Genomic DNA, 22,245 nt, shown 5'->3' on the forward strand with positions numbered 1-22,245 from the left:
TCGACACGACACGTACCGTTTCCTCGGCACATTCTTGGAGCAGACCATTCCGCTGTCAATACGCTACGGACCGTCCTCGTAGACTCGCCCCGTGACCGAGTCGCCACGTTCAGCCCCCAACCCCCGGCGCCGGAGCGAGAGATCGCGCCGCGCGATCCTCTCGGCGGCCCTCGAACTCTGCTCGGAAAACGGCTATGGGCGCGTCACGATCGAGGGCATCGCCGCCCGTGCGGGAGTGAGCAAGAAGACGATCTACCGCTGGTGGGCGACGAAGGGCGCGGTGCTCCTGGAGGCCGTGATCGAGGCCGTGGTCAGCACCTCGCCGCTGCCCGACACCGGGGACATCGACACGGATCTGGTGACGCACGTCACCAGCGTGATGCGGGTCTTCACCTCGCCGGTGATCGGCCCCGCGTACACCGGCATCCTCTCCGAGCTGCTCCATGACGAGGCGCTGGCCAGGGCCGTCAACGAGGAGCTGGTCGGGCCGCGCGTGGCGCTGGTGCACGAGCGGCTGCGCGCCGGACAGCGCCAGGGCCAGCTCCCGGCGGACGCGGATCTGGAGCTGGCCGTGGAGATGCTGTACGGGCCGCTGTACTACCGGCACGCGCTGAAGCGGCCGTTCCACGACCCGGACAGGATCGCCTCGCTGGTGGCGCACGTCATGCGTGCGTTGCGAGCACCGTCGGCGAGCTGAAGAAGGTCTTGGCGCGGACCGTCGCCCCGGTGTCCTGCCCGATGGTGCCGGGCCGGTTCGCGGAGCCGAGCAGCACACCGCCCCACCGCATGCTCATGTACGCGGCGGTGTGGCGCAGGGTCCCCACCAGCGGATCGGCCACGGACGGGTCGGCGGTGGCGAGCGCGGTCACGCCCCACATGGTGCGCCCGGCCATCCTCGGCCGGAACTCCAGGCCCGGCACCCGCATCCACCCCGACCAGTGGTCGAGGTAGTGCTTGACGGGGGTCGACACCCCGTACCAGTACAGCGGCGAGGCGATGACCAGGTCGGTCGCCTCCAGGGTCGCGTCGAGCAGGGTCGCGGCGTCCCCGGTCGGGTCGGCGTACAGGCCCTCGCCGTCGTGGCGCCGGTCGGCGAACTCGGGCAGCCGCAGCTGCGAGAGGTCCAGCCAGCGCTGCGGAGCGTCACTCGGCAGCTGCTCGGCGGCCAGCCTGGCCAGCGCCTCGGTGTTGCCGCCGGGGCGTGTACTGCCGAGCAGGAAAAGGAAGTTGCGGGCCATGATCCCCTCCAGAGAAAAGCATGCGCGTGCAGTATATGCACGCGCATGCTTGTTGGGGGAGGGGTGAATTCGGGGGCCGGGGTCCCCGTGGCCCGGGTTGGGCGGTCAGAAGGCCAACTTCCAACCTTGGAAGGTCAGAAGGCCAACCTCCAACCTTGGGCGGTCAGAAGGTCAACTTCCAGCTGTTGATGTAGCCGGTGTCCTGCGGCCCCTTGTCCTGGACCTTCAGCTTCCAGGTCCCGTTCGCCGTCTCGGTGGACGCGTTCACGGTGTACGTGGTGTCGATGTTCGGCGTGGAGTCCGACGACGAGTTGTGCAGCCGATACGCCTTGCCGCTCGGGCCGATCAGATCGACCACCAGGTCGCCGCTGTAGGTGTGGACGATGTTCACCCCGACCTTGAGCGCGGCGGACGCGTTGCCCGTACGCCCGGTGACCGAGACCGACGAGGTCACGGCCGCGCCGGGGGAGTCCGGGATGGTCACGTCGGTGGTGTTCTCGTACGTGTCCCCGGTGGGCGGGGTGGTGGTGCCGGCGGACAGCTGCCACAGCGCGTACGCGATGGCGTCGCTGTTGTGGTCGAGCGCGGTGTCGTCGATGTTCGTGCTGGTGTCGCAGGAGGAGTGGTAGCAGGCGTCGAACGCGCGGCCCGCCGTGCCGCCCCACTTCTGGGCCTGGGCCGAGGTCTTGCTGTAGTCGGCGCCGGAGAAGAGGCCGCCGACGCGTATCCCGGCGTTCTTGAACGGCGCGTGGTCGGAGCGGCCGTCGCCCTCGGTCTCGATCTCGGTGGGTATGGAGAGGGTCGCGAAGTAGTCCTTGAAGACCTTCTCCAGGGCCGGGTCGTCGTCGTAGACGAAGTAACCCGGGTTCGGCGAGCCGATCATGTCGAAGTTCAGATACGCCGAGATCTTGCCGCGGTCGGCCGTCGACAGGCTGTTGACGTAGGACTTCGAGCCGACCATGCCCAGCTCTTCCGCGCCGAACCAGCCGAACCGCAGGTGCTTGTCGGGCTTGAGCTGGGCGCGGGAGACGGCGAGCGCGGTCTCCAGGACACCGGCCGTGCCGGAGCCGTTGTCATTGATGCCGGGTCCGCCGGTCACCGAGTCGAGGTGCGCGCCGGCCATCACGGTCTGCGAGGTGTCGCCGCCCGGCCAGTCGGCGATCAGGTTGTAGCCGGTGGCGCCGGAGGAGGTGAACTGCTGGACGGAGGTGGTGAACCCGGCGGCGTCCAGCTTGCCCTTCACGTAGTCGAGCGAGGCCTTGTAACCGGCCCGGCCGTGGGCGCGGTTGCCGCCGTTGGCGTTGGCTATCTGCTGGAGCTGGCTGAGGTGGGCCTTGACGTTGGCCACGGGGATGTCGGGGGCGGCGGCGGTGGGGGCCGAGGCCTGAACGGTGGGGGCGGCCAGGCCGAGGGCGGCGATGGCGAGAGCCGCGGCGGTGGCGAGGCCGGTTCTGCGGTGGTTGGTGTTGGTGTTGGTGTGGTTGGAGTGCTTGGTGCGCATGTGGGGGCTCCGTGTTCCGTTCGGGGATGGGACGGAGACGCGAGCCTGATGTTCAGGGAGGGTTTGACTCACCGTCAAGAACGTATTCCGGTCATGGGCGTCCGCTGGCCGGACGCTGGCCGGATTCCCCCCACCCCGCCCCTTCCCTGCTGTGACATGTGCGGCTCCGCCGCGTGGCCTCTGGCGGGCGGCCGGGGGGTGGGCCGGGGCGGGCTGCTGGGGGCTGCGCCCCCAGACCCCCTTTCGCGGGGCTGCGCCCCGGGGCTGTGCTTCGGCTGCGGGCCGGTGGTGGGCTGGTCGCGCAGTTCCCCGCGCCCCTAACCCCTCTTTCGTCCGCGGACCGTGGTCGGTTGCTCGCGTAGTTCCCCGCGCCCCCACCCTCGTTCGTCTGCGGGCCGTCCCCCACTGGTCGCGCAGTTCCCCGCGCCCCTAGGGGGTACGGGCGGCGGGTGATTGCGAGGGCGGAGCCGAGCATTTCAGGGGCGCGGGGAACTGCGCGACCAGCTACCCACGGTCCGCGGACGAACGCGAGCCGGGGTGCAGGGGCCGCAGGCCCCGCAGCAGGGGGGAGAACCCCTACTCCTCGCCCACCCTCACCGCCGGAGGGTCAAGGGAAGGGGCGGGGAGGGGATCAACCCGCCGCGCGGCCGCCAGCGCCAACCGGCCCCGTCGAGCCCCCCGCAGCGCATCCCACGTAAGCAGCGTCAACGCCAGCCACACCAGCGAGAACCCGGCCCACCGCTCCGCCGGCATCGCCTCGTGGAAGTACAGGATGCCCAGGCCGAACTGGAACACCGGCGCCAGGTACTGCAACAGCCCCAGCGTCGACAGCGGAACCCGGATCGCCGCCGCCCCGAAGCAGACCAGCGGCGCCGCCGTGACCACGCCGGTCGCCGCGAGCAGCGCCCCGTGCCCGGCGCCGTGGGACGCGAAGGTCGCGTCGCCCTGGGTCCCGAGCCACACCAGATACCCCAGCGCCGGCAGGAACTGCATCGCCGTCTCGGCGGCCAGGGACTCGAGCCCGCCGAGGTTCACCTTCTTCTTCACCAGGCCGTAGGTGGCGAACGACAGCGCGAGGGTGAGGGAGATCCACGGCGGGCGGCCGGCGCCCACCGCCAGGACGATCACCGCCGCCGCGCCGATCCCCACCGCCGCCCACTGCACCGGCCGCAGCCGCTCCTTGAGCAGCAGCACGCCCATCGCGATGGTGACCAGCGGGTTGATGAAGTAGCCGAGCGACGCCTCGACGACGTGGCCGGAGTTGACCGACCAGATGTAGACGCCCCAGTTGACCGTGATCACGGCCGCGGCGAAGCCGATGAGCGCGAGCCGGCGCGGCTGGCGCACGAGCTCGCCGATCCACCCCCAGCGGCGCAGTACGAGCAGCGCGGCGCCGACGAACACGAGGGACCACACCATCCGATGGGCCAGGATCTCGATCGCGCCGGACGGTTTCAGGAGCGGCCAGAAGAGCGGGACCAGCCCCCACATCCCATAGGCGCCGATCCCGTAGAGCAGTCCCGCCCGCTGCTCACCGGCAGCGGTACTCGGTTCCTCGGCCACTGGCCCTCCCGTACGCGCACGTCGACGCGCGCACGCCGACGAATCGAAGGTAGCGCCAGGCGACTGCACCTGTCATGCCCGATATCCGAAAACGGTCCTGACTGAGGCGTGGCCGATTCCGCCCGTCCGATGCCGTCAGGCGGCGGTCGCCGACACCGCCGCCGCGATCGTCTCCGAGATCGGCGTGGTCGGCCGCCCGATCAGCCGCGCCAGCTCCCCGGACGTGCCCGCGAGGCGGCCCCGCCCGATCGCCAGGTCCACGTCGACCAGGATCTCGGCGAACGGCGCCGGGACCCCCGCGCCCGTGAGGATGCCGAGGTGCACCTCGGGCGCGACGGCCTGGTACGCGATCTCCTTGCCGGTCGCCCGGGCGACCTCCGCCGCGTACTCCGCGAACGACCACGCCACGTCGCCGCTCAGCTCGTACGTCCGGCCCAGGTGGCCCTCGCCGGTCAGCACCGCCGCCGCGGCCGCCGCGTAGTCGGCGCGGGCGGCCGAGGCCACCCGGCCCTCGCCCGCGTTGGAGACGATGGCGCCGTGCGCCAGGACCGGCTCCAGGTGGGCGGTGTAGTTCTCGGTGTACCAGCCGTTGCGCAGGAAGGTGTGCGGCAGCCCCGAGTCGAGGATCAGCTGCTCGGTCGCCTTGTGCTCGTCCGCGAGGCGGAAGTCGGCCTCCGGTCCGCCGAGGATGCCGGTGTACGCGAGCTGCGCCACCCCGGCGTCCTTCGCGGCCGCGACCACGGCGGCGTGCTGCGCCACCCGCTGCCCGACCTCGCTGCCGGAGATCAGCAGCACGCGGTCCCCGGCGCGGAAGGCCCCGGCCAGCGTCTCGGGCGCGCTGTAGTCGGCCACCCGCAGCTCCACACCGCGCTCGGCGAGAGCGGCGGCCTTCTCCTTGTTCCGTACGACGGCGGCTATCCCGCTCGCGGGCACGCCCGAGGCGAGCAGCTCGTCGATGACGAGACGGCCGAGGGCTCCGGTGGCTCCGGTGACGACGATGCTCATGGCTGCTGACTCCTTGGCTTGCGGTCCCGTCCGGAACCGGCTTCGGTTCCCGTGCGGAACCGTGCCACTCACCGTACGGCGGGCGCTAACCTTTCGTAAGTACCCACTTTGAAGTAAGGTACTGGTATGGGAGTAAGCACCCGGTCCGCCGAGGACCTCCGTGAGGCGATGTGTCCGCACCGGCTCGTCCTGGAGCATGTGACCAGCCGCTGGGGCGTGCTCGTGCTGCTCGCGCTGCTCGACCGGTCGTACCGGTTCAGCGAGCTGCGCCGGCACGTGGGCCGGGTCAGCGAGAAGATGCTGGCCCAGACCCTCCAGACGCTGGAGCGGGACGGCTTCGTGCACCGCGACGCCAAGCCGGTCATCCCGCCGCGCGTCGACTACTCGCTGACCCCGATCGGCCGCGAGGCCGCCGAACGCGTACGGGCCCTGGCCGAGTGGACCGGCGTACGGATGGAGCAGGTGCAGGAGGCGCGGGCGGCCTACGACGCGGCCCGCGAAGCCAGGTCCTAGAAACCGGGCCCGCGCCTCCTAGTCGGGCTAGTCGGGCTGCGGCTCCCGCCCCGCCTCCAGCGACCGCAGCGCTCGCGACACGTCGAACGGCAGCATCGTGACCGCCACCGACGGCAGCTGCTCCAGAGCCTTGGCCATCGCCTCGCCGGTGCCCCGGTGCAGCAGCCTGCCGAGGAAACCGGTGTACGTACGGTGCGGGACGAGCACCGTCAGCCAGGTCCGGCCGTCCTCGGTCGTCCGGGCCGCCAGCTCCTTCATGGCGTGCCGCAGCCGCCGGTCCGGGCAGTCCACCAGCTCCAGCGGCACCGAGGTCGCCGCCGTCGTCTCCCACTGCGCCGACAGCCGCCGCGCGTGCGCCTCGTCGATCGCGAAGTGGACCGCCCGGATCTCGTCGGGCCGCAGCTCGTGCGCGTACCGCAGCCCCTTGAGCGCGGCCAGGTCCAACGTCTCCACCAGCACGAACACCAGATGGCGGCGGCCGTGCGGCAGATCGGCGCCAGGCGCCTGGAGGGTGCCGAGGGCGGTGGCCTCCCGCCGGTACTCGCGGTTGATCCGCGTCAGCGCCCACACCCCCAGCGGGAACACCACGACCACCAGCCAGGCGCCCTCGGTGAACTTGGTGACCGCGAAGATCAGCACGACGGCCGCCGACACCACGGCCGCGAGCCCGTTGACGGCGACCTTCAGCCGCCGGTGCCGCTCGCGCCGCCGCAGGTGGTACGCGGTGAGCCCGGCCCCGGCCATGGTGAACGCGGTGAACACCCCGATCGCGTACAGCGCCACCAGCTTGTCCACGTTGGCGCGGGTGACGAGCAGCAGCGCCAGCGCGACGACGGTCAGCGAGAGGATCCCGTTGGAGAACGCGAGCCGGTGCCCGCGCCGGGTCAACTGCCGTGGCAGGAACCGGTCCTCGGCCACGAAACTGGCGAGGAAGGGGAAGCCGGTGAACGGCGTATTGGCGCCGGTGTAGAGGATCAGCGCGGTCGCGAGCTGCACGAAGACGAGCCCGGCCGTGCCCAGCGCCCCGCCGCCGAACGCGAAGTGGGCCTCCTGCGCGATGACGGTCGGGGTGCCGTCGCTGTACGGCACCGCGTGCGTGAAGTGGGCGAGCGTCGACACACCGAGCACCAGCACGCCCAGGGCGCAGCTCATCGCGATCAGCGTGCGGCGGGCGTTGCGGCCCTGCGGCTCGCGGAACGCCGAGATGCCGTTCGAGATCGCTTCGAGCCCGGTGAGCGACGACCCGCCGTTGGCGAACGCCCGCAGCACCATGAACAGCGACGCCCCGTACAGCCAGCCGCTGCCCGCGCTGCCGACCGCGATCGTGCCCGCCGCGTGCAGATCGGCGCGCGGCAGCCCGGAGGTGAGCCCGCGTACGGCGGAGACGACGAGCAGCAGCCCGACGGCCGCCATGAACAGATAGGCGGGCAGCGCGAACAGCCGCCCGGCCTCCCGCACCCCGCGCAGGTTCCCGTACGCGAGGAAGAGGATCACCCCTGCGGAGATCGGCAGTTGGAGGTGGTCCATGCCGGTCCAGCCGCCGCCCAGCAGATGCGCCAGCGAGATGATCGCGTTGGTCCCGGCCGACACCTGGACGGCGACGGTCACGATGTAGTCGACGAGCAGCGCCACGGCCGCGATCTGCGCGACGTCCGGCCCGAAGTTCTCGCGCGCCACGACGTACGAGCCGCCGGCCCGCGTGTAGATGGTGACGACGTCGCTGTAACAGAGCGTCAGAAGCACCAGGACGAACAGGATCGCCCCGGTCACGGGCATCAGCAGACTGAACGCCGCCGCCCCGACCACGGGCACCAGAACCCGCAGTATCTCCTCGGAACCGTACGCGGACGAGCTGATGCAGTCCGACGCCAGCACCCCGAGCGCCGTGCGGTTGTCCAGCTTCTCGGCACTGATGCGCTCGGTGGTGAGCGGTTTGCCGAGCAGCCGCCGTTTGACGCGGTACGCGAGACGGTCCATGGGCATATCAGTACGGGTGCCCGGCCGGGGGCCCGCGCAGGCTCCCCGGCCGGTCGGCCCTTTGGGTCAGCCCGCGACGGTCCAGGTGTCGTTGCCGGTGAGGAGGGCGGTGAGGTCGCCCTTGCCGTGCTGCTCGATGGCGGTGTCGAGCTGGTCGGCCATCTGGGTGTCGTAGACGGGCCGGTCGATGCTGCGCAGGACGCCGATGGGGGTGTGGTGGAGGGTGTCGGGGTCGGCGAGGCGGGAGAGGGCGAAGGCGGTGGTGGGGGAGGCCGCGTGGGCGTCGTGGACGAGCACGTCGGCGATGTTGTCCGGGGTGACGGGAACGATCTTCAGATCCCCCGTGGAGGCGTCACGGACGACGCCCTTGGTGTTGTCGGCGCCGAACAGGATGGGCTGCCCGTGTTCGAGACGGATGACGGCGTCCTGAGCCTGGTCATGGTCTTTCAGGGTGTCGAATGCGCCGTCGTTGAAGATGTTGCAGTTCTGGTAGATCTCGATGAGGGCGGTGCCGGGGTGGTCGGCCGCTTGCCGTAGCACCTCGGTGAGGTGCTTGCGGTCGGAGTCGATGGTGCGGGCGACGAACGAGGCTTCGGCTCCGAGGGCCAGCGACACCGGGTTGAAGGGTGCGTCCAGGGACCCCATGGGTGTCGACTTGGTGATTTTGCCGACTTCGCTGGTGGGGGAGTATTGGCCTTTTGTCAGTCCGTAGATCCGGTTGTTGAAGAGGAGGATCTTGAGGTTGACGTTGCGGCGGAGGGCGTGGATGAGGTGGTTGCCGCCGATGGAGAGGGCGTCGCCGTCGCCGGTGACGACCCAGACGCTCAGGTCTTGGCGGCTGGTGGCGAGGCCGGTGGCGATGGCGGGGGCGCGTCCGTGGATGGAGTGCATCCCGTAGGTGTTCATGTAGTACGGGAAGCGGCTGGAGCAGCCGATGCCGGAGACGAAGACGATGTTCTCTTTGGCGAGGCCGAGTTCGGGCATGAAGCCCTGGACGGCGGCGAGGACGGCGTAGTCGCCGCAGCCGGGGCACCAGCGCACTTCCTGGTCCGACTTGAAGTCCTTCATCGACTGGGCGGCCTCGGCCTTGGGGACCAGCTTGAGCGCCTCAGACATGGATGGCCTCCTTCAGGGCCGTGGCGAGCTGCTCGGCTTTGAACGGCATGCCGTTGACCTGCGTGTAGGACTGCGCGTCCACCAGGTACTTCGCGCGGATGAGCGTGGCGAGCTGGCCGAGGTTCATCTCGGGGACGACGACCTTGTCGAAGCGCTGGAGTGCTTCGCCGAGGTTGCGGGGGAAGGGGTTGAGGTGGCGCAGATGGGCCTGGGCGATGGGTTCGCCCTGGGCGCGCAGACGGCGCACGGCGGCGGTGATCGGCCCGTAGGTCGAACCCCAGCCGAGGACGAGGGTCCGGGCGCCGTCCGGGTCGTCGACCTCCAGGTCGGGGACCTCGATCCCGTCGATCTTCGCTTGGCGGGTGCGGACCATGAAGTCGTGGTTGGCGGGGTCGTACGAGATGTTGCCCGTGCCGTCCTGCTTCTCGATGCCGCCGATGCGGTGCTCCAGGCCCGGGGTGCCCGGGATGGCCCACGGCCGGGCGAGGGTGTGGGGGTCGCGTTTGTAGGGCCAGAACACGTCGGTGCCGTCGGCGAGGGTGTGGTTGGGGGTGGTGGCGAACTGGACGCGGAGGTCGGGGAGTTCGTCGGTGTCGGGGATGCGCCAGGGCTCGGATCCGTTGGCGAGGTAGCCGTCGGAGAGCAGGAACACCGGGGTGCGATACGTCAGCGCGATCCGGGCGGCGTCCAGTGCGGCGTCGAAGCAGTCGGCGGGCGTTTTAGGTGCGACGACGGGGACGGGGGCTTCGCCGTTACGCCCGTACATCGCCTGCAGCAGATCGGCCTGCTCGGTCTTCGTCGGCAACCCGGTGGAGGGCCCACCGCGCTGGATGTCCACGATCAGGAGCGGCAGCTCCAGCGACACCGCGAGCCCGATGGTCTCGGACTTGAGCGCCACGCCCGGGCCGGAGGTGGTGGTGACGGCGAGCGATCCGCCGAAGGCCGCGCCCAGCGCCGCGCCGATTCCGGCGATCTCGTCCTCGGCTTGGAAGGTGCGGACGCCGAAGTTCTTGTGCTTGGACAGTTCGTGGAGGATGTCGGAGGCCGGGGTGATGGGGTACGAGCCGAGGTAGAGCGGCAGGTCGGCCTGGCGGGAGGCGGCGATCAGCCCGTAGGCGAGGGCCAGGTTCCCGGAGATGTTGCGGTACGTACCGGCGGGGAAGGCGCGCGTGGCCGGGGCGACCTCGTAGGAGACGGCGAAGTCCTCCGTCGTCTCGCCGAAGTTCCAGCCCGCCCGGAAGGCGGTGACGTTCGCCTCGGCGATCTCGGGCTTCTTGGCGAACTTCTTCCGCAGGAAGGCCTCGGTGGCCTCGGTGGGCCGGTGGTACATCCAGCTCAGCAGCCCCAGCGCGAACATGTTCTTGGAGCGCTCGGCCTCCTTGCGCGAGAGCCCGAAGTCCTTGAGTGCCTCGACCGTCAGGGTGGTGAGCGGCACGGGGTGGACGTTGTAAGCGTCCAGGGTGCCGTCCTCCAGCGGGCTGGTGGCGTAGCCGACCTTCGCCATGGGGCGTTTGGTGAACTCGTCGGTGTTGACGATGATGTCCGCGCCGCGCGGCACGTCGGCGAGGTTGGCCTTGAGGGCGGCGGGGTTCATGGCGACCAGCACGTTGGGCGCGTCGCCGGGGGTGAGGATGTCGTGGTCGGCGAAGTGGAGCTGGAAGCTGGAGACCCCGGGCAGGGTGCCTGCGGGGGCGCGGATCTCGGCGGGGAAGTTCGGCAGGGTCGAGAGATCGTTGCCGAACGATGCGGTCTCCGAGGTGAAGCGGTCACCCGTGAGCTGCATCCCGTCACCCGAATCACCCGCGAAGCGGATGATCACCCGATCAAGGCGCTTGACCTCTTTCTCGCCCACGGGTTTGCGCTGCTCGCCGACGACGGCCTCATCGGCCCCATCTGCCTGCTCCGCTGGCGTACTGACCTGGCTGGTCACTGAACTGGACCTCCCTGGGACGGGCTGCTCGGGCGCGTCCGGAGAACCGGTCGCTCCAAAGCCCACCCTACGTCGGTAAGGGTCGCCTTCCTTGGATGGATCGCATCCTGGACGCCCTTTTGAGATGGTCCAATGCCCCGGTTTGTCATATTTCAGTCGCCCCCCGGCTCCTTCTGGTAAGACGCCCCTCGCTCGGTCTTTGGTTGTAGGTCTCCAACCCCGCCGACGCACCTGACAGGGTGTCAGGTGGTCAGGAATTGAGATAGGTCAGTACCGCGAGTACCCGCCGGTGGTCGCCATCACTTGGGGAGAGGCCCAGCTTCAGGAAGATGTTGCTCACGTGCTTCTCGACTGCGCCGTCGCTCACGACCAGCTGTTTCGCGATCGCGTTGTTGGTACGCCCCTCCGCCATCAGACCGAGGACCTCGCGCTCGCGCGGAGTGAGACCGGCCAGTACGTCCTGCTTGCGGCTGCGGCCCAGCAGCTGGGCCACCACCTCGGGGTCAAGGGCGGTACCGCCCTGGGCGACCCTTACGACGGCGTCGACGAACTCCCTGACCTCGGCGACGCGGTCCTTGAGCAGATAGCCCACGCCGCGGCTGGAACCGGCCAGCAGTTCGGTGGCGTACCGCTCCTCCACGTACTGCGACAGCACCAGCACCCCCACACCGGGGTAGAGCTTCCGCAGCAGCACCGCGGCCCGTACGCCCTCGTCGGTGTGGGTCGGCGGCATCCGTACGTCCGCGACCACCACGTCCGGCAACGCGTCCTGGTCGGCGAGCTCGCCGACGGTCTTGACCAGCGCGTTTCCGTCGCCGACCCCGGCGACGACATCGTGCCCCCGGTCGGTCAGCAGGCGGGTCAGTCCCTCCCGAAGCAGCACTGAATCCTCGGCGATGACGACCCGCACCCTGTCCTCCACGATCTGCAGCCCCCCGGCTCGGCGTTGCTCGGCTCCGCACACCCAACGGCTGTGCGCACCCAGCATCCCAGCATCCGGACCGGGCTGCGCGAAATCCGGAGGACGGTTCTTTCCACGTCCCGGCGTCTCTGGGCGCCCCAGAGGGGCGCATCTAAGGGGCGCGGGGAACTGCGCGACCAGTGGGGGACGGCCCGCAGACGAACGAGGGGGGTCCGGGGCGAAGCCCCGAAGGGGGCGCAGGGGCGCAGCCCCCGCAAAGGGGTCCGGGGGCGAAGCCCCCGGGAACGAGCCTCCACCCCCACCCACCCCCGGAGGGTTTAGGGAAGGGGCGGGGAGGGGCCCACTACGCCCGCCACGGCAGCTCCGCCGTAACCGTCGTAGGCCCACCCCGAGGAGAATCCACCACCAGAATCCCGTCCACCGCATCCAGCCGCTCCGCGAGCCCCGCGAGCCCGGACCCCCCGGCCACCGAAGCCCCACCCCGCCCGTTGTCCGTGACCTGCAGCATCAGCCGGTCCTGAGCCCGCCACACATCCACCCCGGCCCGGCTAGCCCCACTGTGCTTGCTCACGTTCTGGAGCAGCTCGGAGACGGTGAAGTACGCGATCCCCTCGATCGCCGGTACGGGACGGCCCGGCAGATCCACCTCCACCGTCACCGGCACCGTGCACCGCGAGGCGACCGACGACAGCGCGGCGTCCAGCCCCCGGTCGGTCAGGACCGCGGGATGGATCCCACGAGCCAGATCCCGCAGCTCCTGGAGCGCCACCTTCACCTCGCCGTGCGCCGAGTCCACCATCCGCGCCGCCGCCTGCGGGTCCTCGGTCAGCTTCTCCTTCGCGAGACCCAGATCCATCGCGAGCGCGACCAGCCGCGCCTGCGCGCCGTCGTGCAGATCCCGCTCGATGCGCCGCAGGTCCGCGGCGGACGTGTCCACGACCACCCCCCGGTCCGACTCCAGCTCCACGACCCGCTCCTCCAGCCGCGACGGCCCGAGCAGCCCGAAGAGGAGCCCCCTGTCCACGTACGCGAAGACCCGGATGATCCACGGCACCGCGAGCGTGACGACCAGGCCGACCAGCACGGTCAGGGTGATCTCGAACGGCGAGTCCAGATAGAAGTCGTGCGTCCCGTCCCCGTACAGCTGGATCCCGTCCTGACCGGTGTACGTCGGGAACACCCACTGCCACAGCGGGTAGGTGACCAGCCCCCACCCGTACACCCACAGCGACAGCGAGACCACGAAGGAGAAGACCGCCCACGGGAAGTGCAGCACCGAGTACAGCAGGTGGCGCCAGGACACGCCGCTCTTCAGTACGGCCCCGATCCAGGCCATCCCCCGCTTGCCCCGCACGGCCTGCGGCGCGGGCACGTCCACGCCGAGCAGCGCGCGCGCCCGCTTGCGCTCCAGCGCGCCGAAGGCCCGGCAGCCGACGAGCCCGGCCGCGAGCACCGGGATGCCGAGGAACGTGATCAGCAGGCCCGCGCTCAGCGACACCATGACGACGGCCCAGGTGAACATGACGATGCTGATCGGCAGGCTGAGCAGCAGATAGCCGAACTCACGGAACGTCCGGGCCTCCAGCGGCGCGCGCAGCGCCGGCGGAAGGAAGTGCTGCCGTGCAGGCCGCCGCCCGTACTCCGTCTCCATGATCATCGGTCCGTCCGTTTCCGTTTCCGCTGATGTACGCGTGGCCGCGTTCTCGTATGTTCAAGACTGCTGGCCACGGCCGCTCGGGACCATGGAGCCGGTCACCGTCTCGAACGGGGGGTTTTCCCTACCCCGGCGCGCGGGACCGCGCACGAGGCGCCCGGCCGGTCCTACTCCTTCGGCCCCCGCGCCCGCCACGGCAGCTCCGCCGTGACGACCGTCGGGCCGCCCGGCGGGGAGTCGAGCACGAACAGGCCGTCCACCGCGCCGAGGCGTTCGGCGAGACCCGCCATGCCCGTACCGCCGTCGAGCCGCGCGCCCCCGTGCCCGTCGTCCTCGACCTGGATGAGCAGCCGGTCGCCCGCCCGCCACACCTCCACCGAGGCCGCCCGCGCGCCGCTGTGCTTGCTGACGTTCTGGAGCAGCTCGGAGACGGTGAAGTACGCGATGCCCTCGATCGCCGCCGCGGGCCTCTCCCGTACGTCCACCGTCACCCTCACCGGCACCGTGCAGCGCGAGGCGACCGACGACAGGGCGGCGTCCAGGCCGCGGTCGGTGAGGACCGCCGGGTGGATGCCCCGGGCCAGGTCGCGCAGCTCCTGGAGGGCGAGCTTGACCTCGCCGTGCGCCTCGTCGACCATCGCCGCCGCCGCGTCCGGGTCCTCCAGGAGCTTCTCCTTGGCGAGGCCGAGCCCCATGGCGAGCGCCACGAGCCGGGCCTGCGCGCCGTCGTGCAGATCGCGTTCGATCCGGCGCAGATCGGCCGCCGCCGTGTCCACGACCACCCCGCGGTCCGACTCCAGTTCGGCGATCCGCCGCTCCAGGTCGTCCGAGGGCGACAGCAGCCCCCGCACCATCGCCCGGTCGGCGTTGGTGAGCACCCGGGCGACGAATCCGAGCACCGGCCACGCCACGAACAGGCTGACCATCGTGACGGCGAAGGTCAGCACGCCCCAGGGCAGCCGGATGAACTCGTACAGCACGTTCCGCCAGCCCACCGGGTCCTTCAGGCTCGTCCACAGCCAGCGCAGGGCCCCGCCGCGCGCGCCCCGCCGCAGCGCCCGGGCCGGGATCGGCGTGGGCTCGTCGATCCGTACGCCGAGGAGCGCGCGCGCCCGCGCACGCTCCAGCTTGCCCAGCTGGCGCGCGCCGAGCAGACCGACCGCAAGCAGCGGCAGGCCGATCACGGTGACCGAGAGCCCGGCGCCGGTGAAGACCAGCACGGCCACATAGACGAAGCCGATGAGCGCCATCGGCAGATTGGCCAGCAGATGGAGGATCTCCTTCCAGGTCTGCCGGTCGTAGGCGAACCGCGCGGGCGGCAGCCTCTCGTCGTCGTACTGGTCGTACTGGTTGTACGAGGGGTCGTGCGGCCGGTCGTGCGGCTGGTGCTGCGGCCGGTCGGACCGTCGGCCGGGCTGTCGGCCTGATCGGCGGCCGGGCCGCCGCTCGTCACGGAAGGTGCTGGTCATGAGGGCAAGCCTGCCGGGCCGCGGAGCCCGGCGCCATGGGGTAGCTAGGCCGGTTTCGCCTGGGGAAAACCCCACCCCCGGCGCCGCCCGCACCCTCCCGGGACCACTCGCGCCAACGCGATCGGGTCACACCCCGGGTCGTCTTCCGGACACATGAACGGCGTATGCCGGGACGCCGCCGCCCGGGCGTCAGGTGTGCAATCTGCGTGAGACACCTGCTTACGCCGTCCTTAGCAGGGCCTAGACTCCCGTGCGTACAGATCGTCGAACAGACTGCAACGAACGCATCGAGGTCAGGGAGCGAGGGGCGGACGTGCCGGAACCGACCGTACGCCAGCTGTCGGCGGACTACTTCCACAGCTATTCGGTCGTCGGACTGCTCGCCGTCGTCGGCGTGCTCTTCGTCGCGGTGGCCTTCGGGGCCGGACGCCTGCTGCGGCCGGTGGTCCCGACGCCGGAGAAGCTGCTCACGTACGAATGCGGAGTGGACCCCGTCGGCGAGGGCTGGGCGCACACCCAAGTGCGCTACTACGTCTATGCCTTCCTGTACGTGATCTTCGCCGTCGACTCGATCTTCCTCTTCCCGTGGGCGACGGTCTTCGCCGCCCCCGGATTCGGCGCGGCCACGCTGGTCGAGATGTTCATCTTCCTCGGCTTCCTGGCCGTGGGACTGCTCTACGCATGGAAGAAGGGCGTCCTCGAATGGACGTGACGACTCCCGATCCCCAGTTCCTGCCCACGCCGAAGGTGGCCGAAAACGGTGCCCCGGCGCCCGTGGGGGCCACCGCCGTGCAGGGACAGCGCCTGGGCGTGCTCTCCCGCCTGGCGCCCGAGCCGATGAAGGTGGTCCTCAACTGGGGCCGCCGCTACAGCCTCTGGGTGTTCAACTTCGGACTCGCCTGCTGCGCCATCGAGTTCATCGCGGCCTCGATGGCCCGCCACGACTTCATCCGGCTCGGCGTGATCCCCTTCGCGCCCGGCCCGCGCCAGGCCGACCTCATGATCGTCTCCGGCACGGTGACGGACAAGATGGCCCCGGCGGTGAAGCGGCTGTACGAGCAGATGCCCGAGCCGAAGTACGTCATCTCCTTCGGCGCCTGCTCCAACTGCGGCGGCCCGTACTGGGACTCGTACTCGGTGACCAAGGGCGTCGACCAGATCATCCCGGTCGACGTGTACGTCCCCGGGTGCCCGCCCCGTCCCGAGGCGCTCCTCCAGGGCATCCTCAAGCTCCAGGAGAAGATCGCCCACGAGTCCCTGGGCGAGCGGTACGCGACGCAGGCGTCACCGGCGCAGCTGACGAGCGGGCTGGTGACGGCTCCGGCGGTGCCGGGGGCTTCCGCCGGTGGGGCTGGTGCGGCCGGTGGGACTGAGGGGGCTTCCAGGTCCGCTGGGGCTTCGGAGGGCGACACGCCGACGCCGGGGGCCGCGCAGTGACCGCGTACGACCGTCTGCCCGACGCCGTCACGGAGATCTTCGGCGAGGAGGCCACCGCCGAGGAGGCGTACGGCCTCCTCACCGTCGACGTCCCCGTCGGCTCCTGGCTCCCCGCGCTGGAGATCGCCCGCGACGAGCTGGGCTGTACGTACTTCGACTGGCTCAGCGCGGTCGACGAGCCCGGCACCGGCTTCCGCGTCTGCGCGCACGTCGTCTCCCTCGAAGGCCGCCGGGTACGCCGCCTCCTCGTCCGTACGACCGTGCCGCACACCGCCCCCGTCCTGGCCTCGGCCGTCGACGTGTACGCGGGCGCGGCCTGGCACGAGCGCGAGACGCACGAGATGTTCGGCGTCACGTTCGAGGGCCACCCGAACCTGATCCCGCTCCTCCTTCCCGAGGGCTTCGAGGGCCACCCCCTGCGCAAGGACTTCGTCCTCGCGGCACGGGTCGCCAAGGCCTGGCCGGGCGCGAAGGAGCCGGGCGAGTCGGAGCACGGCGGCCCCAAGCGCCGCCAGATGCTCCCGCCCGGCGTCCCCGACCCGAACGAGTGGGGCCCCCTCAAGGGCCAGCTCCCGCCCGCCCCGGCCCGCACCCCGCGCGCCGCCGGAGACCGCCCGGTCCGCCGGACCCGTACGGTCACGGAGGGCTCCGCGTCCCAGGCACCGACCCCCGCGACGGCCGAGGGCACCGCCCCGCCCCCGCGCCGCGCCCGCAGCGCGTCGCAGGGCTCGGCGTCCCAGGCGCCGGAAGCCCCCCAGGCCCCGGAGGCCGCACCGTCGAGCGGGGCCCCGGCCCCGGAGGCCCCCACTCCGCGCCCGCGCCGGACCCGCACCGCGTCCGAGGGCTCGGCGTCCCAGGCACCGGCGGCACCGGCGGCACCAGAGGTCCCGGCGGCACCTGAGACCCCGGAGGCCACACAGGCCCCGGAGGCCACGCCCGGAGCCGCCCCCGACGCCGGTACGCCGCCGCGCCCCCCGCGCCGCAACCGCAGCGTGTCCGAGGGTTCGGCCTCGCAGGCCCAGGCGTCGGCACGGCCCGAGGCCACGGCCCCGCCGCGCACCCGCAGCACGGACGCCCCCTGGAACAACCCGCGCCCGGCGTTCGACGACGCGCCGCAGGGCCCGGCGGCCGACGAGCCCACCGGATCAGCGGCGGCCACGGAAGCAGCGGAAGCTACGGAAGCCACCGAGGCGCCGAAGGCCGCGGAGGCTAGGGAAGCCGGCGAAGCGGCCGAGGCCACGAAGGCCACCGAGGCGACGAGGGCCACGGAAGCCACCGAGGCCACGAAGGCGACCGAGGCCCGGCCCGCCGGATCCGACGACCGCGCCCGCGACACCAGCGCCACAACCGACCCCGACCCCGACCCCGAACCCGACACCCCCGCCGGAGGCGAACCCGCGTGAACGACGCACTCGACGTCGCCCTCCGGCTCCTCGTCGTCTTCGCCGTGTTCCTCGTCCTGCCCCTCGTCATCGGGCAGACCGAGCACAAGGTCATGGCCCATATGCAGGGCCGCCTCGGCCCGATGTACGCCGGCGGCTTCCACGGCTGGGCCCAGCTCGTCGCCGACGGCGTGAAGTTCGCGCAGAAGGAGGACGTGGTCCCGGCCGACGCCGACCGCCGCGTCTTCCAGCTCGCCCCCGCCGTCGCCCTGCTCCCGTACCTCCTCGTCCTGGTCGCGATCCCCGTCGGCCCGAGCGAGGGCGCCGTCGGCCAGGTGGTCGACGCGGGCATCTTCTTCGTTCTCGCCGTGATGGGCGTCGGCGTACTCGGCTCGCTCATGGCGGGCTGGGCCTCGGCCAACAAGTTCTCCCTCCTCGGCGGACTGCGCACCGCCGCCCAGCTCCTCGCGTACGAGCTGCCGATGCTGCTCGCCGCCGCCTCCGTGGCGATGGCGGCGGGCACGGTCTCCCTCCCCGGCATCCTCAACGCCTTCGAGTGGTGGTGGCTGCCCTGGCAGATCGTCGGCGCCCTGGTCTTCTTCATCGCCGGGCTCGCCGAACTCCAGCGCCCGCCCTTCGACATGCCCGTCGCCGACTCCGAGATCATCTTCGGCGCGTACACCGAGTACACGGGCCTGCGCTTCGCTCTCTTCCTCCTCGCCGAGTACGCCGGGATCGTCGTCCTGTGCGGCCTCACCACCGTCCTGTTCCTGGGCGGCTGGCACGGCCCCTTCGGTACCGACGGGCTCGGCTGGGTGTGGACGCTCCTCAAGACCGCGCTCCTCGCCTTCGTCGTCATCTGGCTCCGCGTCAGCTACCCCCGGCTCCGCGAGGACCAGCTCCAGAAGCTCGCCTGGACCACGCTCATCCCGCTCGCTCTCGCGCAGATCGCGCTCACCGGCATCGTGAAGGTGGCGATCAACTGATGGCTGCTTCCCTCCCGCCCACCCGGCCCCGCATCCCAGGTTCCGGCTTGGCCAAGGGCCTCGCAGTGACGCTGCGCACGATGACCAAGAAGACGGTCACCGCGCAGTACCCGGACGCCCAGCCCGAACTCCCGCCCCGCAGCCGCGGCGTGATCGGCCTGTTCGAGGAGAACTGCACGGTCTGCATGCTCTGCGCCCGCGAGTGCCCCGACTGGTGCATCTACATCGACTCCCACAAGGAGACGATCCCGGCCGCCGCCCCCGGCGGCCGCGAGCGCAGCCGCAACGTCCTCGACCGCTTCGCCATCGACTTCTCCCTCTGCATGTACTGCGGTATCTGCATCGAGGTGTGTCCTTTCGACGCGCTGTTCTGGTCACCCGAGTTCGAGTACGCCGAGACGGACATCCACGAGCTCACCCACGAGCGCGACAAGCTCCGCGACTGGATGTGGACCGTCCCGGCCCCGCCCGCCCTCGACCCGGCGGCCGAGGAGCCCAAGGAGATCGCCGCGGCCCGCAAGGCGGCCGAGAAGCTCGCCGCCGCCGAGGCCGCCCCGGCGGCCCCCGAGGCAGAGGAGGGCCCGGCATGATGCTCCTCGCCAGCGGTCACCACCCGCTGCACCACGGCTTCCTCTCCCCGACCGGGGTCGAGATCGCCTTCCTCCTCGTCGCGGCGGTCACCTTCGGCGCGGCCGTCCTCACGGTCACGACCAAGCAGCTGGTGCACGCCGCCCTCTGGCTGGTCGTGGCGCTCGGCGGCATCGCCGTCGAGTACCTCCTGCTCACCGCGGAGTTCATCGCCTGGGTGCAGGTGCTGATCTACGTCGGTTCCGTCGTCGTCCTCCTCCTCTTCGGACTGATGCTCACCAAGGCGCCCATCGGCCGCTCCCCGGACGCCGACTCGGGCAACAAATGGGCAGCCCTCGTCGTCGCCCTGGCCGCCGCCGGCTCCCTCCTGTGGGTCGTCGTGGACGCCTTCCGTACGACCTGGATCAACCTCGACGGCCCCGGCCAGGGCTCGACCAAGGTCTCCGGCTCGATCCTGTTCCGCCACTGGGTGCTGCCGTTCGAAGCGCTCTCCGTCCTCCTTCTCGCCGCACTCGTCGGCGCGATCGTGATGTCCCGCAAGGGCGGCGACCCGAGCGGTGCCCCCGGCGACGCCCCCAGAGACAAGGAGCAGCGCTGATGCACCTGATCTATCCGGCCGTGCTCGCCGTCCTCCTGTTCTGCACCGGTGTGTACGGGGTGCTCGCGCGCCGCAACGCGATCCTGGTCCTGATGTCCGTCGAGCTGATGCTCAACGCCGTCAACCTCAACCTGGTCGCCTTCGACGTCTGGCTGCGCGACACCCTCCACGCCGGACAGGCGCTCACCCTGTTCACCATCGCCATCGCCGCCGCCGAGATCGGCATCGGCCTGGCGATCGTCCTGGCGGTGTACCGCAACCGGGGCACCTCGGACATCGACAAGCTCCGCGACACCGCCGAGGGCTCGGGCCCCGACGACCCCGCCGCCCCGGCACAGAAGGCTGAGGCCGCCGCGTGACCACCACGACCCTCGCCGTCCTCGTCCCCCTCCTTCCGTTCCTGGGCGCGGCCGCCGGACTCCTGCTGGGCCGCGCCGCCCCCGGTTACGTACGCCCGCTGGCCGTACTGCCGACCCTGGCCGCGTTCGTCCTCGCGATCGTCGTCGCCGTGGACCAGGGCGGCGGCAAGTCGATCGACGCGTCGAGGCGGCTCACCCCGACCGGGTCCGTCCCGATCGACCTCGCCCTGCACCTCGACGGCTTCGCCGTCCTCGTCGCGATCCTGGTCGGCCTGGTGGCGACCTGTGTGCAGCTGTATTCGACCGGGTACCTGCGCGACGACCCGCGCTACCCCTCGTACGCCGCTCTCGTCTCCCTCTTCACCTCCGCGATGCTGCTCGTCGTCTACTCCGGCGACCTGATGGTGCTGCTGGTCGGCTGGGAGATCATGGGCATCTGCTCGTACTTCCTGGTCGGCCACTACTGGGAGACCCCCGAGGCGCGCGCCGCCTCCCTCAAGGCCTTCCTGGTCACCAAGCTCGGTGACGTCCCCTTCCTGATCGGTCTGTTCGCACTGGCCACCGACGCCGGTACGTTCCGGATCACCGGGGTCGTCCAGGCCGCCCTCACCGGCGGGATCGACCACCCCACGCTGATCGCCCTGCTGCTCCTCGCCGGTGTGGCGGGCAAGTCGGCGCAGTTCCCGCTGCACACCTGGCTGCCCGACGCGATGGCGGGCCCGACCCCCGTCTCCGCGCTGATCCACGCCGCGACGATGGTCGCCGCCGGCATCTACTTCGTGGCCCGTCTCCTCCCCGTCTTCGCGGCCTCGGCGGCCGCGATGACCGTGCTCGCCGTGATGGCCGCCGTCACGATGGTCGGCTCCGCGCTGGCCGCCCTCGCGCAGGACGACATCAAGCGCGTCCTCGCCTACTCGACGATCGGTCAGCTCGGCTATATGTCCGGCGCCCTGGCCGTCGGCGACCGCGGCGCCGCCGTCTTCCACCTCCTGTCGCACGGCGCCTTCAAGGCGCTGCTCTTCCTCGCGGCCGGCGTGATCATCCACGCGGCCGGCACCAACTCGCTGTCCGCCATGTCCCGCATGGACGGCCTGGCCAAGCGCATCCCCGACGCGTACTGGACGATGACCGTCGCCCTCCTCGCGCTCGCCGCCATTCCTCCCTTCGCCGGTTTCTTCTCCAAGGAAGCCGTCCTGTCGGCCGCCGAGCACACCGCCCTCGGCGACAGCACGGTCGCCCCGCAGGGCACCGGCTGGATCGTGCTGATCGCCGGTCTGTTCACCGCCCTGCTGACCGCCGCGTACGCCATGCGCCTGTGGCTGATGGCCTTCCGCGGCAAGGGCGCCCCGGCCCCCGACCACGGCCGCCAGCCCGTGGCGATGAACGCCGTGCTCTGGGTGCTCGCGATCCCGTCCATCGGCTTCGGCCTGACCACCGGCTACCTGGACGACTGGTTCGACGGCCACGCGCTCACCCCGGCCCTGACCACCTCGGTGCTCTCGACCGGTGTCGCCCTGGTCGGCGGACTCGTCACGTACGCCACCTGGCGGCACACCAGCGCCCTGGCCGCGCGCACCCCGATCGGCGCGGTCGCCGCCCACCCGGAGGCGGACGGAGGCCTGGTCGAGGAGGAGGCCATCGCCAGCCACACCCCGGCCTACGGCGACATCGCCTCGGCGTACGACCCGGCCGACCCGGGCCGCCTGCTGCTCGGCCCGCTGCACCGCCACGCGGCCACCGGCTTCCACCTCGACGCGGTCTACCGGACGCTGTTCGTTCGCCCCGTACTCGCCGCCGCCTCACTGGTCCGCTTCCTGGACCGCGAGGTCGTCGAGACGTACGTACAAGGCGCGGGCGCCCTGCCCCGCTGGCTGGGTGCGGCCGTCCGCAAGGCCCAGACCGGCAATGTGCAGACCTATCTCAGCGCGCTGCTCGCGGGCTCCGCCGTCCTGGCGCTCGTCGCCGTCGTCCTTGCCAACGCCAACGCCGGATCGTGAGCCGTGATTG

20 protein-coding genes are annotated in these 22,245 nt (G+C 71.2%); 10 read left to right on the plus strand and 10 right to left on the minus strand.

Annotated elements, in window-relative coordinates; genetic code table 11:
• Positions 1-91 precede the first annotated feature (91 nt).
• Complete coding sequence (locus BX283_RS23810) at positions 92-697, plus strand: TetR/AcrR family transcriptional regulator (RefSeq protein WP_101389550.1); 606 nt, start codon at positions 92-94, stop codon at positions 695-697.
• Here BX283_RS23810 and BX283_RS23815 read toward each other — a convergent pair.
• The 4 genes from BX283_RS23815 to BX283_RS23830 form a co-directional block, all read right to left on the minus strand.
• Positions 663-1,238 carry a flavodoxin family protein gene (locus tag BX283_RS23815; RefSeq protein WP_101389551.1) on the minus strand — a complete coding sequence of 192 codons (576 nt, stop codon included), beginning with the start codon at positions 1,236-1,238 and terminating at the stop codon, positions 663-665. The two genes, BX283_RS23810 and BX283_RS23815, sit on opposite strands and share 35 nt — an antisense overlap.
• Positions 1,239-1,401: 163 nt before the next feature.
• Entirely contained in the window at positions 1,402-2,739 is a 1,338-nt protein-coding gene (locus tag BX283_RS23820; RefSeq protein ID WP_101389552.1) for a M28 family metallopeptidase, read from the minus strand.
• 576 nt (positions 2,740-3,315) lie between these two features.
• Positions 3,316-4,230, minus strand: coding sequence for an EamA family transporter RarD (gene rarD / locus BX283_RS23825; protein ID WP_257584359.1), 915 nt, complete (start codon positions 4,228-4,230; stop codon positions 3,316-3,318).
• Positions 4,231-4,437: 207 nt separating this feature from the next.
• Positions 4,438-5,307 carry an NAD(P)H-binding protein gene (locus tag BX283_RS23830; RefSeq protein ID WP_101389553.1) on the minus strand — a complete coding sequence of 290 codons (870 nt, stop codon included), beginning with the start codon at positions 5,305-5,307 and terminating at the stop codon, positions 4,438-4,440.
• Between the two features lie 126 nt (positions 5,308-5,433).
• Between BX283_RS23830 and BX283_RS23835 the strand changes: the two genes are divergently transcribed.
• A complete protein-coding gene (locus tag BX283_RS23835) occupies positions 5,434-5,820 on the plus strand; it encodes a helix-turn-helix domain-containing protein (RefSeq protein ID WP_101389554.1) in 387 nt (128 codons plus the stop codon).
• 27 nt (positions 5,821-5,847) lie between these two features.
• Here BX283_RS23835 and BX283_RS23840 read toward each other — a convergent pair whose 3' ends face one another.
• The 6 genes from BX283_RS23840 to BX283_RS23865 all read right to left on the minus strand — a co-directional run bounded on the left by BX283_RS23840 (position 5,848) and on the right by BX283_RS23865 (position 14,888).
• The gene (locus BX283_RS23840) at positions 5,848-7,803 is read right to left on the minus strand and encodes an APC family permease (protein ID WP_101389555.1); all 1,956 of its coding nucleotides are present in this window, start codon (positions 7,801-7,803) and stop codon (positions 5,848-5,850) included.
• Positions 7,804-7,863: 60 nt separating this feature from the next.
• Positions 7,864-8,913 carry a 2-oxoacid:ferredoxin oxidoreductase subunit beta gene (locus BX283_RS23845; RefSeq protein ID WP_101389556.1) on the minus strand — a complete coding sequence of 350 codons (1,050 nt, stop codon included), beginning with the start codon at positions 8,911-8,913 and terminating at the stop codon, positions 7,864-7,866.
• Positions 8,906-10,843 (minus strand): 2-oxoacid:acceptor oxidoreductase subunit alpha, encoded by a 1,938-nt coding sequence (locus BX283_RS23850; RefSeq protein ID WP_101389557.1) that lies wholly within the window; start codon positions 10,841-10,843, stop codon positions 8,906-8,908. Before BX283_RS23850 ends, BX283_RS23845 begins: the two co-directional genes overlap by 8 nt.
• A gap of 250 nt (positions 10,844-11,093) precedes the next feature.
• Entirely contained in the window at positions 11,094-11,753 is a 660-nt protein-coding gene (locus BX283_RS23855; RefSeq protein WP_306822865.1) for a response regulator transcription factor, read from the minus strand.
• 355 nt (positions 11,754-12,108) lie between these two features.
• On the minus strand, positions 12,109-13,416 hold the full coding sequence (locus BX283_RS23860) for a sensor histidine kinase (RefSeq protein ID WP_373979615.1): 1,308 nt from the start codon (positions 13,414-13,416) through the stop codon (positions 12,109-12,111).
• A 170-nt stretch (positions 13,417-13,586) separates the two neighbouring features.
• Entirely contained in the window at positions 13,587-14,888 is a 1,302-nt protein-coding gene (locus BX283_RS23865; RefSeq protein WP_101389560.1) for a sensor histidine kinase, read from the minus strand.
• A 286-nt stretch (positions 14,889-15,174) separates the two neighbouring features.
• Between BX283_RS23865 and BX283_RS23870 the strand changes: the two genes are divergently transcribed.
• Genes BX283_RS23870 through BX283_RS23905 form a run of 8 tightly spaced genes read left to right on the plus strand, consistent with a single transcriptional unit; the run spans position 15,175 to position 22,235 of the window.
• Complete coding sequence (locus BX283_RS23870; RefSeq protein ID WP_101392543.1) at positions 15,175-15,600, plus strand: NADH-quinone oxidoreductase subunit A; 426 nt, start codon at positions 15,175-15,177, stop codon at positions 15,598-15,600.
• Positions 15,591-16,325 (plus strand): NADH-quinone oxidoreductase subunit B, encoded by a 735-nt coding sequence (locus BX283_RS23875; protein WP_101389561.1) that lies wholly within the window; start codon positions 15,591-15,593, stop codon positions 16,323-16,325. Before BX283_RS23870 ends, BX283_RS23875 begins: the two co-directional genes overlap by 10 nt.
• Positions 16,322-17,728 (plus strand): NADH-quinone oxidoreductase subunit C, encoded by a 1,407-nt coding sequence (locus BX283_RS23880; protein WP_101389562.1) that lies wholly within the window; start codon positions 16,322-16,324, stop codon positions 17,726-17,728. Before BX283_RS23875 ends, BX283_RS23880 begins: the two co-directional genes overlap by 4 nt.
• Positions 17,725-18,693, plus strand: a complete 969-nt coding sequence (locus BX283_RS23885; protein ID WP_101389563.1) for a complex I subunit 1 family protein — start codon at positions 17,725-17,727, stop codon at positions 18,691-18,693. Before BX283_RS23880 ends, BX283_RS23885 begins: the two co-directional genes overlap by 4 nt.
• Positions 18,693-19,283, plus strand: coding sequence for an NADH-quinone oxidoreductase subunit I (locus tag BX283_RS23890; RefSeq protein WP_101389564.1), 591 nt, complete (start codon positions 18,693-18,695; stop codon positions 19,281-19,283). The genes BX283_RS23885 and BX283_RS23890 overlap by 1 nt, the downstream gene beginning before the upstream one ends.
• Positions 19,280-19,879: an NADH-quinone oxidoreductase subunit J gene (locus tag BX283_RS23895; protein WP_101389565.1), complete on the plus strand. Its 600-nt coding sequence runs from the start codon at positions 19,280-19,282 to the stop codon at positions 19,877-19,879. The genes BX283_RS23890 and BX283_RS23895 overlap by 4 nt, the downstream gene beginning before the upstream one ends.
• Complete coding sequence (gene nuoK / locus BX283_RS23900) at positions 19,879-20,238, plus strand: NADH-quinone oxidoreductase subunit NuoK (RefSeq protein ID WP_101389566.1); 360 nt, start codon at positions 19,879-19,881, stop codon at positions 20,236-20,238. The genes BX283_RS23895 and nuoK overlap by 1 nt, the downstream gene beginning before the upstream one ends.
• Entirely contained in the window at positions 20,235-22,235 is a 2,001-nt protein-coding gene (locus BX283_RS23905) for an NADH-quinone oxidoreductase subunit L (RefSeq protein ID WP_101389567.1), read from the plus strand. Before nuoK ends, BX283_RS23905 begins: the two co-directional genes overlap by 4 nt.
• Positions 22,236-22,245: the final 10 nt, after the last annotated feature.

The sequence above is a fragment of the Streptomyces sp. TLI_146 genome, from assembly GCF_002846415.1.
Lineage (GTDB): Bacteria > Actinomycetota > Actinomycetes > Streptomycetales > Streptomycetaceae > Streptomyces.